Origin of the sequence: Ensifer sp. ENS03 (assembly GCF_014852035.1) — a bacterium.
GTDB lineage: Bacteria > Pseudomonadota > Alphaproteobacteria > Rhizobiales > Rhizobiaceae > Ensifer > Ensifer adhaerens.
This window is the reverse complement of the sequence record NZ_JACVAV010000009.1, coordinates 328,468-340,845: the sequence shown is the minus strand read 5'-3', so window position 1 is coordinate 340,845 and position 12,378 is coordinate 328,468. Positions and strand designations below refer to the sequence as shown.

The 12,378-nt window shown below is 63.7% G+C and carries 13 protein-coding genes and 1 pseudogene; 5 read left to right on the top strand and 9 right to left on the bottom strand.

Annotation, left to right across the window (positions count from 1 at the left end; genetic code table 11):
* The 3 genes and pseudogenes from cysW to IB263_RS27100 all read right to left on the bottom strand — a co-directional run.
* Positions 1–533, bottom strand: a pseudogene (gene cysW / locus IB263_RS27110) (sulfate/thiosulfate ABC transporter permease CysW); the annotation flags it as partial.
* On the bottom strand, positions 523–1,383 hold the full coding sequence (gene cysT / locus IB263_RS27105; protein WP_064817027.1) for a sulfate ABC transporter permease subunit CysT: 861 nt from the start codon (positions 1,381–1,383) through the stop codon (positions 523–525). The gene cysT and the pseudogene cysW, both read right to left, overlap by 11 nt.
* Before the next feature lie 122 nt (positions 1,384–1,505).
* Positions 1,506–2,507 (bottom strand): sulfate ABC transporter substrate-binding protein, encoded by a 1,002-nt coding sequence (locus IB263_RS27100; protein WP_370689622.1) that lies wholly within the window; start codon positions 2,505–2,507, stop codon positions 1,506–1,508.
* 195 nt (positions 2,508–2,702) lie between these two features.
* Here IB263_RS27100 and IB263_RS27095 point away from each other — a divergent pair, with 195 nt between their 5' ends.
* Positions 2,703–3,218 carry a dihydrofolate reductase family protein gene (locus tag IB263_RS27095; RefSeq protein ID WP_082584657.1) on the top strand — a complete coding sequence of 172 codons (516 nt, stop codon included), beginning with the start codon at positions 2,703–2,705 and terminating at the stop codon, positions 3,216–3,218.
* A gap of 57 nt (positions 3,219–3,275) precedes the next feature.
* Here IB263_RS27095 and IB263_RS27090 read toward each other — a convergent pair whose 3' ends face one another.
* Positions 3,276–4,334, bottom strand: a complete 1,059-nt coding sequence (locus IB263_RS27090; protein WP_034799096.1) for a D-TA family PLP-dependent enzyme — start codon at positions 4,332–4,334, stop codon at positions 3,276–3,278.
* Between the two features lie 162 nt (positions 4,335–4,496).
* Here IB263_RS27090 and IB263_RS27085 point away from each other — a divergent pair, with 162 nt between their 5' ends.
* From IB263_RS27085 to IB263_RS27070, 4 genes are all read left to right on the top strand, one after another.
* Complete coding sequence (locus tag IB263_RS27085) at positions 4,497–5,336, top strand: transporter substrate-binding domain-containing protein (RefSeq protein WP_192439260.1); 840 nt, start codon at positions 4,497–4,499, stop codon at positions 5,334–5,336.
* Positions 5,337–5,402: 66 nt separating this feature from the next.
* Positions 5,403–6,065 (top strand): amino acid ABC transporter permease, encoded by a 663-nt coding sequence (locus IB263_RS27080; RefSeq protein ID WP_060521811.1) that lies wholly within the window; start codon positions 5,403–5,405, stop codon positions 6,063–6,065.
* A gap of 5 nt (positions 6,066–6,070) precedes the next feature.
* A complete protein-coding gene (locus IB263_RS27075) occupies positions 6,071–6,733 on the top strand; it encodes an amino acid ABC transporter permease (protein WP_034799100.1) in 663 nt (220 codons plus the stop codon).
* A 13-nt stretch (positions 6,734–6,746) separates the two neighbouring features.
* The gene (locus tag IB263_RS27070; protein WP_034799101.1) at positions 6,747–7,517 is read left to right on the top strand and encodes an amino acid ABC transporter ATP-binding protein; all 771 of its coding nucleotides are present in this window, start codon (positions 6,747–6,749) and stop codon (positions 7,515–7,517) included.
* Between the two features lie 66 nt (positions 7,518–7,583).
* Here the strand turns inward: IB263_RS27070 and IB263_RS27065 are convergent, their stop codons facing one another.
* The 5 genes from IB263_RS27065 to IB263_RS27045 are packed head-to-tail and all read right to left on the bottom strand — an operon-like array spanning position 7,584 to position 12,352.
* Positions 7,584–8,669 (bottom strand): ABC transporter ATP-binding protein, encoded by a 1,086-nt coding sequence (locus IB263_RS27065; RefSeq protein WP_034799110.1) that lies wholly within the window; start codon positions 8,667–8,669, stop codon positions 7,584–7,586.
* Positions 8,666–9,601, bottom strand: coding sequence for a carbohydrate kinase family protein (locus IB263_RS27060; RefSeq protein ID WP_034799113.1), 936 nt, complete (start codon positions 9,599–9,601; stop codon positions 8,666–8,668). Before IB263_RS27060 ends, IB263_RS27065 begins: the two co-directional genes overlap by 4 nt.
* 2 nt (positions 9,602–9,603) lie before the next feature.
* Positions 9,604–10,620: an SIS domain-containing protein gene (locus IB263_RS27055; RefSeq protein WP_090426584.1), complete on the bottom strand. Its 1,017-nt coding sequence runs from the start codon at positions 10,618–10,620 to the stop codon at positions 9,604–9,606.
* Positions 10,621–10,625: 5 nt separating this feature from the next.
* Entirely contained in the window at positions 10,626–11,471 is an 846-nt protein-coding gene (locus tag IB263_RS27050) for a carbohydrate ABC transporter permease (protein WP_192439259.1), read from the bottom strand.
* On the bottom strand, positions 11,471–12,352 hold the full coding sequence (locus IB263_RS27045) for a carbohydrate ABC transporter permease (RefSeq protein ID WP_060601602.1): 882 nt from the start codon (positions 12,350–12,352) through the stop codon (positions 11,471–11,473). Before IB263_RS27045 ends, IB263_RS27050 begins: the two co-directional genes overlap by 1 nt.
* Between the last annotated feature and the right edge of the window lie 26 nt (positions 12,353–12,378).

Here is a 12,378-nt window from a genome sequence, read left to right as displayed (position 1 = left end):
AAGGTGACGAAGACGGTGGCGAGCACCAGGCCCGGCACGGCAAAGAGGATCTGGATGCCGTGGCTCTGCAGCCAGGGACCAAGGACACTGTGCGAGCCGAACAGAAGCACGAAGACGAGGCCGGAGATCACCGGCGAGACCGAGAACGGCAGGTCGATCAGCGTCGTCAGGAAGGCCTTGCCCTTGAACTCGAACTTGGCGATCGCCCAGGCGGCGGCCACGCCGAAGACGAGGTTGAGCGGCACGGCGATGGCGGCGACGATCAGCGTCAGGCGGATGGCGGAAAAGGTTTCGGCATCGCCAAGGGCCAGCACGAATTCCGTCACACCCTTGCGCAGCGCCTCGGTGAAGACGGCGGCGAGCGGCAAAAGCAAAAACAGCGCGACGAAGGCGAGCGCGGTGATCGTCAGCGTCAGTCGGGCAAAGCGGCTTTCGGAGGTGGCGGCGGCCAGTTCCGGCAGGGCGGCGCGAGGGCCGGAGGCCGGACTGAGGCCGGGACTGGGTGCTGAGGCGGCGGTCAGGTCATGCGACATAGACATATCTCCGCCGGCTCCAGGCCTGGATCGAGTTGATGAGGAGCAGCATGGCAAACGAGATCGCCAGCATGACAGCGGCAATCGCTGTCGCAGCCGCATAGTTGAACTCTTCGAGCCGGATGACGATCAGCAGCGGGGCGATCTCGGAGACGTAAGGCAGGTTGCCGGCGATGAAGATCACCGAGCCGTATTCGCCGACACCACGGGCAAAGGCGAGCGCAAAGCCGGTGAGGCCGGCTGGCAAGAGCCCCGGCAAAAGCACCCGGCTGATCGTCTGGAAGCGGCTGGCGCCAAGGGTGGCTGCAGCTTCCTCCACTTCCTTGTCGATCTCCTCCATGATCGGCTGCACGGTCCTGACCACAAAGGGCAGGCCGACGAAGATCAGGGCGATGACGATGCCGGCCGGAGTGAAGGCGATCTTGAGGCCAAGCGGCTCCAGGAACTGGCCGATCCAGCCGTTCGGGGCATAGAGCGTCGTCAGCGCAATGCCGGCAACCGCGGTCGGCAGCGCAAAGGGCAGGTCGACCATGGCGTCGATCACCCGCTTGCCGGGGAACCGGTAGCGCACCAATACCCAGGCGAGGATGACGCCGAAGACGAGATTGATAACGGCGGCGATAAAGGCCGTGCCGAAGGAGATCTTCAAGGCATTGAGCGTGCGCGGATCAAGCGCCAGCGCCACGAACTGCGCCCAGCCGAGCCCGCTGGCGCGAAACACCAGACCCGACAGCGGGATCAACACGATCAGAACCAGCCAGCTCAGCGTGATCCCGAGCGACAATCCAAATCCAGGCAAAACACTCGGCTGGCGAAATCGCCAGGGTGCAGTCTTCGTCGCATCCGTCAATGGCACTACCTTTGCAGTCTTTACGCGGCACGATGAAACGCGCTTCGCTCGAGGGCTCGGCCCGGCGCGACGCGAAGCAGCGCGCGCAGCCGGGCTCGCCGGCTGCGCGCGCTGTTCAGGTTTTATTGGCCCGGCTTGTAGAGCGTGTCGAAGACACCGCCGTCGCCGAAGAATTTCGGCTGGGCTTCTTTCCAGCCGCCGAAGTCTTCGATGGTGACGAGCTTCAGTTCGCCGAACCGCTTGATATCGGCCGGGTCTGCCGCTGCCGGCTTGAACGGCCGGTAGTAGTGCTTGGCCGCGATCTTCTGGCCGGCATCGCTGTAGAGGTAGCCGAGATAGGCTTCCGCCACCTTGCGTGTACCCTTGGTGTCGACGTTGCCGTCGACGAGCGCTACGGGCGGCTCCGCCTTGATCGAGATCGACGGCGTGACGATCTCGAACTTGTCGGGGCCGAGTTCCTCGAGCGACAGGTAGGCTTCGTTTTCCCAGGCGAGCAGCACGTCGCCGAGGCCGCGCTGCACGAAGGTCGTCGTAGCGCCACGCGCGCCGGTATCGAGCACCGGCACGTGCTTGAAGAGCTCGGTCACATATTCCTGCGCCTTGGCGTCGTCACCGCCATTGGCGGAGCGGCCATAGGCCCAGGCAGCGAGGAAGTTCCAGCGCGCGCCGCCCGAGGTCTTCGGGTTTGGCGTGATCACCTGGATATCGGGCTTGACCAGATCGCCCCAGTCCTTGATGCCCTTGGGGTTGCCCTTGCGCACCAGGAACACGATCGTCGACGTGTAGGGCGCGCTGTTGTTTTCGAACTTCGTCTTCCAGTCTGCCGGGATCTTGCCGGTTTCCTTGGCGATCGCGTCGATGTCCGCTTCGAGCGCCAGCGTCACGACGTCGGCCTGCAGGCCGTCGATGACCGAGCGGGCCTGCTTGCCCGAACCGCCGTGCGACGTCTGGATCGTCACGGTCTCACCGGTGTCCGCCTTCCACTTCTCGGCAAAGGCAGCATTGAAGTCCTTGTAGAGTTCTCGTGTCGGATCATAAGACACGTTCAGGATCGTCGTGTCGGCAAACGCAACACTTGCAGCTCCCAGCTGCAGGCCTCCGAGCACGATTGCCAGTCCCACCATTCCGGTAATTCGTCCAAAGACCATTTCGACCTCCATTGGTTACCAGATAAAACTATCAATTTTGTCGACTGCTACAACGTAAACCGATGACGCCAGAAGCAGCTATGGGGAAATGTCCTATCGTTTTGTCGGGCTTTTCGGGAACGGTTTGCCTGCAACCGCCTCCGCGACCGCGCCAAACCAACGACAGAATACATGGAGAGCGCGAAGCGGCTGTCCAGAAAAAATGCGCGGCGGCGGAAATATTTGGCGCGCATCTGCGAGGAGGCGACGACGGCCGTGCTCGGCCGGCTGAACGCCGAAGACTTCCTCGGTTACTGGTCGGCGGTTGCCGGGGACGAAGCGGCCTGCTCTCGCGACCGCGGCTATGCGGACGGGCTGGTCGTGGCGGAAAAGGTGGTGTTTTCGAGGATGCTGACCGAAGCTCCCTGGGAGCGCACGCGGATCGCGAATGGATCGGTGATGGACGTCGTTTCAGACCTCAAGGCGTCCGGCGAAGGTGACATTCTCGTCAACAGCAGCGCCAGCCTCATCAAGTCGCTCCTTTCGGCCGACATGATCGACAGGCCCTATCTGCTGATCTGCCTGGAGATTGCAGGAGGTGGCGCGCGGCTCTTCGAGGACGGCCTGCCGGGCACGACGTGGCGCGTTGCGCACCAGGAGACGGGTGAGCGGGGCAAGATCGCGCTCGTTTATGACCGGGTCCGCTGAGCGCGGAGCGTCAAGAGTGGCGGCGCGGCAAACGCGCCGCTCAACTATGGCGACCGGCTAAAGCACGTGGCCGCGCGCCACTACCGGCCAGATATCCTTCAGCCTGTCGCCTTCGACGATATGGACGGCGTCGAACATGTTGGTCACGACGCAGGCGTGGTTCGGCACGATCCTCAGCTGCTCGCCGACCTTGAGCCCGATTGGCCCGTCGGTGACGAGGCGGCCGTGTTCCTCAGAGAGCTGGTCGATGCGGATGTCGTCGCGGCCGAGCACGTGGCCGTAGCCGGTGAGGCCGAGTAGATCCGAGGTCAGCACCTTGCTGCCGGCATCGATGATGGCGCGGTTCTCGGAGGGGACCGAGACGACGGTCGCAAGCACCGTCAGCGCGCACTCGTCCCAGCCGGCGACGCCGCGCGAAACCAGCGAGCGGTCGTTGTAGATATAGGTTCCGGGGCGGTATTCGCTGGCAACAGGCGCGCCGTCGGCATGCATCATGCTCGGCGTGCCGCCTGAGGTGATGGCGGGGACAGTGATGCCGTCGGCCTCGATCAACTGCTTCGCCTCGCTCATGAAGGCCTGGACCTTCGCCTGGCCGTTGACGGGCGGATAGGTCATCAGGCCGCCGAACACGAGCCCCTTTGCCTCTTCGATCCGGCGGGCGAGCTTGGCGGCCTCTGCCGGGGAGCCGACACCGCAGCGATCGGCGCCGGTGTTGCATTCGACAAGCACGTGCAGCGGCTTGTCCTTGTCGGCGAAATAGCCGGCGAGCCCGTCGATGACCGTTTCGCTGTCGGCGACGACCGAGAGCGAAACGCGGTCATTGAGCCGCTCCAGCCGCGCCATCTTGGCGTCGCCGAGAATGTTGTAGGTGATCAGCACGTCCTTGATCCGGTCGCTGCCCGCAACCATTGCCTCCGCCTCGGTGACCTTCTGGCAGGTGATGCCGATGGCGCCGGCTTGAAGTTGAAGCTCGGCCATCTGCGGCAGCTTGTGCGTCTTGATGTGGGGGCGCACGCGAATGCCGTGCTCATCCGCATAGGCCTGAAAGCGCTCGATGTTGCGCTTGGCAATTTCAAGATCGACGAGAACGGCCGGGGTTTCGATCGGCAGGGGCATCGCGACTCAACTCCTCTTGGGCGGCGCAGGATCGGGGCGAAACTACCTCAACTGCCCTTGACAAGATATGACCGCGGGCCTTTGATACGTCAATCCATTATTCAAGATTATGATGCATAGTAATAGAATAATGGTGGGGAGGCTAAAAAAGGGAGGAATGAAATGAGCAAGACCGTTTTTGCAGCGGCTGCCGTCGCAGTCATGGCTATGGCCGGCTCGGCCTTGGCCCAGGAGCCGGCGAGCAAGCTGGACGAAGTTATCGCCCGCGGCCATCTGGTCATGGGCACCGGCAGCACCAATGCGCCGTGGCATTTCAAGAGCGTCGACGACAAGCTGCAGGGCTTCGATGTCGACATGGGGCGCATCATCGCCAAGGCCCTCTTCGGCGATCCGGAGAAGATCGAGTTCGTCAACCAGTCGTCCGACGCCCGCATTCCGAACATCACCACGAACAAGGTGGACATCACCTGCCAGTTCATGACGGTGACCGGTGAGCGCGCGCAGCAGATCGCCTTCACCATTCCCTACTATCGCGAGGGCGTGGGCCTGATGCTGAAGGCCGACGGCAAATATGCTGACTACGCTGCGCTCAAGGCCGGCGGCTCGTCCGTCACCGTATCCGTCCTGCAAAACGTCTATGCCGAGGCCATGGTGCATGCCGCCTTGCCGGAAGCGACGGTCGACCAGTACGAGTCCGTCGACCTTATCTATCAGGCGCTGGAATCCGGTCGTGCCGACACGGTCGCCACCGACCAGTCGTCGCTCGCCTGGTACATGACGCAGAACCCCAACCGCTATAAGGATGCCGGCTACGGCTGGAACCCGCAGACCTATGCCTGCGGCGTCAAGCGCGGCGACCAGGACTGGCTGAACTTCGTCAACACCGCACTGCACGAGGCGATGACCGGCGTCGAGTTCGATTTCTATGCGAAGTCGTTCAAGACCTGGTTCGGCAAGGACCTTGCTCCGCCGCAGATCGGATTCCCGGTCGAGTACAAGTAAGCCTCTCCGGGGCGATCCCGCCGCCTGCGGGGTCGTCCTGCGTCCTTCGGCATGGGTGGCTGAAACATGGGCTATACTCTGAATTTTGCCGCCGTCTGGCGCTCTTTCGATCTTCTGCTCGAAGGGCTGGCGCTCAGTCTCGGCCTCGCCTTCGCGGCAATCCTTGCGGGTTGCCTGATCGGTCTCGTCACCGCTTTCGGGCTGGTGTCGAAAAACCTGTTCCTGCGCAAGCCGGCCGGTCTCTATGTGACCGTCATCCGCAACACGCCGATCCTGGTGCTGGTACTGTTCAGCTACTTCGCCTTGCCGCAGCTCGGCGTCAGGCTCGGCAAGATCGAGAGCTTCGTGCTGACGCTGGCGATCTATTCCGGCGCCTATCTCGCCGAAGTCTTCCGCGGTGGGCTGCTTTCAGTTCCGCCGGGGCAGCGCGAGGCGGGGCTGGCGATCGGGCTCACGGAAATGCAGATACGCACCTCGATCATCCTTCCCTTGATGCTGCGCAACGTCCTGCCATCCTTGAGCAGCACGATGATCTCGCTGTTCAAGGACACTTCGCTTGCAGCCGCGATCGCAGTACCCGAACTGACCTTCGAGGCGCGCAAGATCAATGTCGAGACCTTTCGGGTGATCGAAACTTGGATCGTTGCGAGCTGCCTCTATGTCGCCACCTGCTCGGTATTGGCCGCCTTGATGCGCGCGGTCGAGCGCCGTCTCTCCGTGCCGAGGTGATCGCCATGGATTTTCCAGCATTTCTCGACCAGCTCTGGCTCGCCCGCATTCCCTTGCTGAAGGGGCTTGGTGTCTCGATCTCGATCTCCTTCCTGTCGATCGTCGTCGGAACGGTGCTCGGCGTCTTCGTCGGCCTGGCGCTCACCTATGGCTATCGCCCGGTGCAATGGGTCGTGCGCGGCTATACGGATTTCATCCGTGGCACGCCGGTGCTGGTGCTCGTTCTGGCGAGCTACTATGTGCTTAGCACCGTCGGTATCGATCTCGGGCCCTTCCAGGCCGGCATCCTGGCGCTCTCGGTCTTCTGCAGTTCGCATGTCGGCGAGCTCGTCCGCGGCGCCCTGCAGGCGATCCCGAAGGGGCAGACGGAGGCGGCGAAAGCAATCGGCCTGACATTCTCGCAGACCTTCGTCTACGTGCTCGGGCCGCAGGCGTTGCGGCAGGCGCTGCCGGCCTGGGTCAATACGGCGGCCGAGATGGTCAAGGCCTCGACGCTTCTGTCGATCATCGGCGTCGCCGAGCTTCTGCTTCGCACCCAGGAGCAGATCTCCCGCAGCTTCATGAGCCTGGAGTTCTATTTCTTCGCCGGCTTCCTCTATTTCGTCATCAACTACAGCATCGAGCGTTTCGGCCGTTACGTCGAACGCAAGACCGCTGTCCCATCCTGAGGCTTCGGCTCCGATGACCCAGACACTGCTTGAAATCCGTGACCTCCACAAACGCTACGGCGCCGTCGAAGTGCTGAAGGGCGTCGACTGCACCATGGCACAAGGGGAGGTCATCTCCATCATCGGCTCCAGCGGCTCGGGCAAGACGACGATGCTGCGCTGTATCAACATGCTGGAGGAGTTCCAGGGCGGCTCGATCCGCATCGACGGCCAGGAGATCGGCTACGAGACCGTGGGCGGCCAACGCCGCCGCAAGAAGGAAAAGGAAATCGCCCGCCAGCGGGCGATGACCGGCATGGCCTTCCAGCAGTTCAACCTCTTCCCGCATATGACCGCGGCCAGAAACATCATGCTCGGCCTGATGAAGGTCCGCGGTATGGGACGCGATGAGGCGCGGGCGGTTGCCGAGAAATGGCTGGACCGTGTCGGGCTGCTCTCACGCATGGATCACTATCCCGGCCAGCTCTCCGGCGGCCAGCAGCAGCGCGTGGCGATCGCCCGGGCGATCGCAATGAACCCGAAGCTGATGCTGTTCGATGAAGTGACCTCGGCGCTCGATCCGGAACTCGTCAACGAGGTGCTGCAGGTGATCAAGGGGCTTGCCGAAGACGGCATGAGCATGCTGCTCGTCACCCACGAAATGCGCTTTGCCTATGAGGTCTCGACGCGCGTGATCTTCATGAACCAGGGCCGCATCGGCGAAGAGGGCAACCCGAAGCAAATGTTCGTGAAGCCGCAGACCGAGCGCCTGGCGGAGTTCCTGAAAAGCTCGTCGTTCAATTGATGTGGGGGCTATGATCGGGCCGGCCGCCGCGGCAGCGACGGTCGGCTCTTGTTCGTCGCGAAAGGCTCAGCCTTTCGCCAGCGACCGGCCGCTTTGCGGATCAAAGAGATGCAGCGCATCCGCCTCGATGCTAAAGGCGCGCTCGTCACCGGCCAGAAGCGAGCTGCGCGGTGGCAGGCAGGCGGTGATGCGCTGCTCACCGATCCGTGCCGTGGTGACAAGTTCTGGGCCTGTCAGTTCGACCACTTCGACGCGCGCCTTGAATTGCGGCCCAGTCTCGTCGCTGGAGGCCAGCCGCAGCGCTTCTGGGCGGATGCCGATCTTGACGCGCTGACCATCGGAGACCACACCGCGAAAATGGGACGGCAGGGCGATTGCCTGATCACCGCCGGCGATCGTCACCTGACCCTGAGCAACAGTCGCATCCAAGATGTTCATCGGCGGCGAGCCGACGAAGCCGGCGACATAGAGCGTGGCGGGCCGGTCGTAGATCTGTTCCGGCGTGCCCAGTTGCTCGATCCTCCCGTCGCGCATGACGGCGATACGGGTCGCAAGCGTCATCGCCTCGATCTGGTCGTGGGTGACGTAGACGACAGTCGTCTTCAGCATCTGGTGCAGGCGCTTGAGCTCGGTGCGCATTTCCATGCGCAGCTTGGCGTCGAGGTTGGAGAGCGGCTCGTCGAAGAGGAAGACCTGCGGATTGCGCACCAGTGCGCGGCCGATCGCGACGCGTTGGCGCTGGCCGCCGGAGAGCTGGCTTGGCTTGCGCTCGAGCAGGTTCTCGATTTGCAACAGCTTGGCGGTTTCTTTTACCGCCTTCTCGCGTTCGGCGACCGGAACCTTGCGCATCTCCAGGCCGAAGCCGATGTTCCGCGCAACGCTCATGTTCGGGTAGAGCGCATAGGACTGGAACACCATGGCGATGTCGCGATCCTTCGGATGCGCGCCAAGAATTGAGCGCTCGCCGATGCGGATGTCGCCGCCGCTTGGCTCCGCCAGTCCGGCGATGATGTTGAGAAGCGTGGACTTGCCGCAGCCGGATGAGCCGAGAAGGACCAGGAACTCGCCGCTTTCGAGCGCGATGTCGATGCCCTTCAGCGTCTCGACTTCGCCATAGCGCTTGTGAATGTTCTCAATCGCAAGTGCGCTCATGCGCCGGTCTCCTGAAGGTAGGACGAAAGCGGTTGGCCGTAGCTGCGCGGCAGGGTGGAGATCGCCTCGGAAGCGATGGCGACGCCGGTGCGCAGACAGGCTTCGAGCGGCATCTCGGCGGCAAGTGCCGCGAGGAAGCCTGCATTGAAGACGTCGCCGGCGCCGATCGTATCGACCACGGTGACGACGGGTGCTGGCGACGATGAAAGGCGGCCTTCCGCGTCAATGGCGATCGCGCCGTGTGGTCCGCGCTTGACGACGACGATCGCGCCTTCGGGCATATGTTTTCGGAGTTCGCGTGCCGCCTCGGCCGGGTCGGTGACACCTGTCAGCGTCGTCGTTTCGACCTCGTTGAACAGCGCGAGCCGGCAGCGCTTCATCCAGCCGATGGTCGCGGCGCAGTTCGCCTCCGTCCAGCCGTCGAGCGGCCAGCCAGTGTCGAGTGCCACCGCAATGTCGTGCGCATCGGCCCAGTCGAAGAAACGATCGTATTCGGCCGTCAATGCGTCCGTCAGGAACGAGCCGGTCAGAAGCGCGTAGCCGCCGCGCAGCTTCTTGCCGTCGAGCATCGCCCAGACTTCCTCGAAGGTGAGGAGCGGCAGATGTCCGCGCGTGGTGAAGAAGGTGCGCTCGCCGTCCGGATGGGTGATGCCGACGGAGAGCGTGGTGCCGACGCTTTCGACCGGCCAGGACACGGACCGCTCGGGAAAGGCCTGCCTCAGCCAGGTGCCGAACTGGTCGTTGCCGACATTGGCTGCGATTGCGTAGTCGACGCCGAGCGAATCCCAGGCGAGCGCGCTGTTGCCGGCGCAGCCGCCGACGCGCAACTCGTCATGGTCGACGATGATTTCGGTTCCGGCTTTCGGCCAGGGGGCCGCCGGCCCGAGGATGAGGTCGACATTGGCGTTGCCGACCACGGCAAGAGGACGCATCGTTATTCGCTCCGGGTAATCTTGGTCGAGCGCACCGGAGTGCCGGCATTCTCGACGCGGGCCGCCGCAAAGGCGATCATGAAGGACTGCGCGACCGGCAGCATGGCGAAGATTGCCGCGAGGCCAGTGGCCGGCGCAAAGGGAATGGTGGTGACACCATCGCTCGCCGCCTCGCCGGAAGCGTCGAAGACGATGACCGGCGAACCGGCTTCGGCGGCCGAGATCGCCATAGCGCGAACGAGCCCGGCGGTTGCATCCGCTCCACGGAAGAGAACGACGCCAACCGAAGGGCCGAGCATTTCCATAGGCCCATGCCGGAGCTGACCGCCTTCGAGCGAGAAACAGGGCAGGCGCGAGAGTTCGGTCAAGCCGAGACCGATCGCCTCTGCGAGGCCCTGCAGGCGACGGCCTGAGGTGACGACGGAGCGGACGTTGCTCAGGGCCGCAAGCGCTGCGGACGTATCCGGCGATTGCGGGTTTTCCAACGCGGAAAGCGCTTCGCCGGTGTCATCGCCGAGGGCTGCGAGGACGGAGAGGTGCAGGGCGAAGCTGATTGTCAGGCTGCGGGTAGCAGCAAAGGCCTTTTCGGTGCCGCCGACGCCGACCAGCGAAGGCGCGTTGCTTGCGAGGAAGGAGCCACCTTCCAGCGTCAACCCGAACGTGTGCGGCGTTCCGCCATCGGTCTCGGCGAACCAGCGCAGCACTTCGGCGCTTTCGCCGGACTGCGAAGTGATGAGGATCGTCTTGTCCTCGATCGACAGCGGCTGGCCGAGCTGCTCTGAAAGCGGCAGGGCGACGGCGTCGATGCCATGAGCGCGGTAGAGCGGTTCGACAGCGCGGCCGACCGCATGCGAGCCGCCCATGCCGAGCAGCAAGAGTTTGCCGGTCGCTTTCAGCGAGCGGGCGATCTCTGCGGCGCGCGGCGCTGCGCCGCGGACGGAGGCGACCGCATCGGCGGCCTGCCACGCCATTTCACGATCGATTGCGGCGAGCCCTGCGGGGCGTTCCGAAGTGGTCATGGCCGTCATCCCTTCACACCGCCGCTGGTAAGCCCGGAGATCAGGGCACGTTGCATGACGAGGCCGATCAGTACCGGGGGCAGGGCGGCCAGCACCCCGGCTGTGGCGATCAGCCCGTAATCGGAGACACGGCCGCCGGCGAGATCGGAAATGGCAACCGTAAGCGTCTTGGCGCGCAGGTCCGACGTGAAGAGCAGCGCGTAGAAGAATTCATCCCAGGCAAGCAGGAAGGCAAAGAGTGCCGATGTCGCCATGACGGGTGCTGCGAGCGGCAGGGTGATGAGCCTCAGGATCTGGTCGAGGCGGGCGCCGTCGATCATCGCGGCACTCTCGATCTCCTTGGGGATGGAATCAAAGCCGGATTTCAGCAGCCAGGTGGTGAAGGGCGCCAGAATGGTGAGGTAGACAAGGGCCAGGCCGAACACAGAATTCAGAAGCCCGAGATAGGCAAGCCCCATGTAGAGCGGCACTGCGAGCGCCACCGGCGGCAGCATGTAGGTGGCGATCACCGCATAGAGCGACCAGGAGACATTTGACGTGCGCGACACCGCCCAGGCGGCCGGAATGGCGACCGCGATCGCTGCCAGCGTCGCCATGCCGGCGACCTTCAGGCTGTTGAACAGCGAAGCGGTAAAGGCCGCACCCGCGCTGTTCTCGATCGTCGACAGAAGCAGCCGGTAGCGCGAGAGGTCGATTTCCTCCGGCCACCAGTTGAGCGGCATCGCCGAGAGGTCGGCGGCCGACGAGATGCTCATGACGAAGAGCCAGAGGATGGGGGCGAGAATGATTGCCGCCAAGAGCAGCGCTGCCGCATAGACGAAAACGGTAAAGAGTGGGCTTTGGCGTTCCATCACGAGGCTCCCGCGGCTTTGCGCACCATGGCCGCGTAGGCAACGGCGAGCACGGTTACGAGCAGGGTGACGATCAGCGCCAGCGACGCGCCGGATCCCGCCCGCTGGAAGGAGAAGGCTTCCTGATAGACCAGGATCGACAGGGTGCGGGTGCTGTTGGCCGGACCACCGCGCGTCATCACCCAGATGAGGTCGAAGACCTTGAACGCCTCGATGGTGCGCAGCACCAGCGCAACCAGCAGCGGGCCTGCGAGATAGGGCATGATCACGTAGCGGAAACGGTTGAAGGGGCCCGCGCCATCGACGAGCGAGGCGGCGGTGATATCTCGCGGCACGGCCTGGAGGGCGGCAAGCGCGATCAGCGCGACCAGCGGAAAGTTCTTCCAGCAATCGGCGACGATCAATGCCGCCAGCGCCGAGCCGGGTTCGCCGAGCCAGGAGCGGTAGCTGTCGATCACTCCGAACTGCAACAGGGCGGCGTTGAGCGCGCCGTATTCCGGGTTGTAGATCAGCCGCCACAGCGTGGCATTGACCACGGTCGGCAGCGCCCAGGGCAGGATCATCAGGGCTCTGAGCGCCGTGCGGCCGCGGAATTGCTGGTTGAGCAGTAGGGCTGCGAGCACGCCCAGCACCATTTCCGCGGTAACGGAGACGACCGCGAACCAGGTCGTCGTGATGAACGCACGCTGGAAATTCGAGCCGCCAAGCATCTTGGCATAATTGTCGACGCCGACGAACGTGCCTTCGGTGCCGACGAGCTTGGCGTCGGTGAAGGAAAGCCTGATCGTGTCGATCAACGGCCAGCCGATGACGGCGATCATCACCGCCAGCAGTGGCAGCATGAGCAGCCATGCGCGCGTTGTTATCCAGGTGCCGGACATAGGATGGAAACCTTCTCGGGCCTAGG

Excerpts from the sequence above, each read along its gene's own strand:
- IB263_RS27100 (WP_370689622.1), bottom strand. The coding sequence starts at position 2,507 with ATGGTGGGACTGGCAATCGTGCTCGGAGGCCTGCAGCTGGGAGCTGCA.
- IB263_RS27095 (WP_082584657.1), top strand. The coding sequence starts at position 2,703 with ATGGAGAGCGCGAAGCGGCTGTCCAGAAAAAATGCGCGGCGGCGGAAA.
- IB263_RS27090 (WP_034799096.1), bottom strand. The coding sequence starts at position 4,334 with ATGCCCCTGCCGATCGAAACCCCGGCCGTTCTCGTCGATCTTGAAATT.
- IB263_RS27085 (WP_192439260.1), top strand. The coding sequence starts at position 4,497 with ATGAGCAAGACCGTTTTTGCAGCGGCTGCCGTCGCAGTCATGGCTATG.
- IB263_RS27080 (WP_060521811.1), top strand. The coding sequence starts at position 5,403 with ATGGGCTATACTCTGAATTTTGCCGCCGTCTGGCGCTCTTTCGATCTT.
- IB263_RS27075 (WP_034799100.1), top strand. The coding sequence starts at position 6,071 with ATGGATTTTCCAGCATTTCTCGACCAGCTCTGGCTCGCCCGCATTCCC.
- IB263_RS27070 (WP_034799101.1), top strand. The coding sequence starts at position 6,747 with ATGACCCAGACACTGCTTGAAATCCGTGACCTCCACAAACGCTACGGC.
- IB263_RS27065 (WP_034799110.1), bottom strand. The coding sequence starts at position 8,669 with ATGAGCGCACTTGCGATTGAGAACATTCACAAGCGCTATGGCGAAGTC.
- IB263_RS27060 (WP_034799113.1), bottom strand. The coding sequence starts at position 9,601 with ATGCGTCCTCTTGCCGTGGTCGGCAACGCCAATGTCGACCTCATCCTC.
- IB263_RS27055 (WP_090426584.1), bottom strand. The coding sequence starts at position 10,620 with ATGACCACTTCGGAACGCCCCGCAGGGCTCGCCGCAATCGATCGTGAA.
- IB263_RS27050 (WP_192439259.1), bottom strand. The coding sequence starts at position 11,471 with ATGGAACGCCAAAGCCCACTCTTTACCGTTTTCGTCTATGCGGCAGCG.
- IB263_RS27045 (WP_060601602.1), bottom strand. The coding sequence starts at position 12,352 with ATGTCCGGCACCTGGATAACAACGCGCGCATGGCTGCTCATGCTGCCA.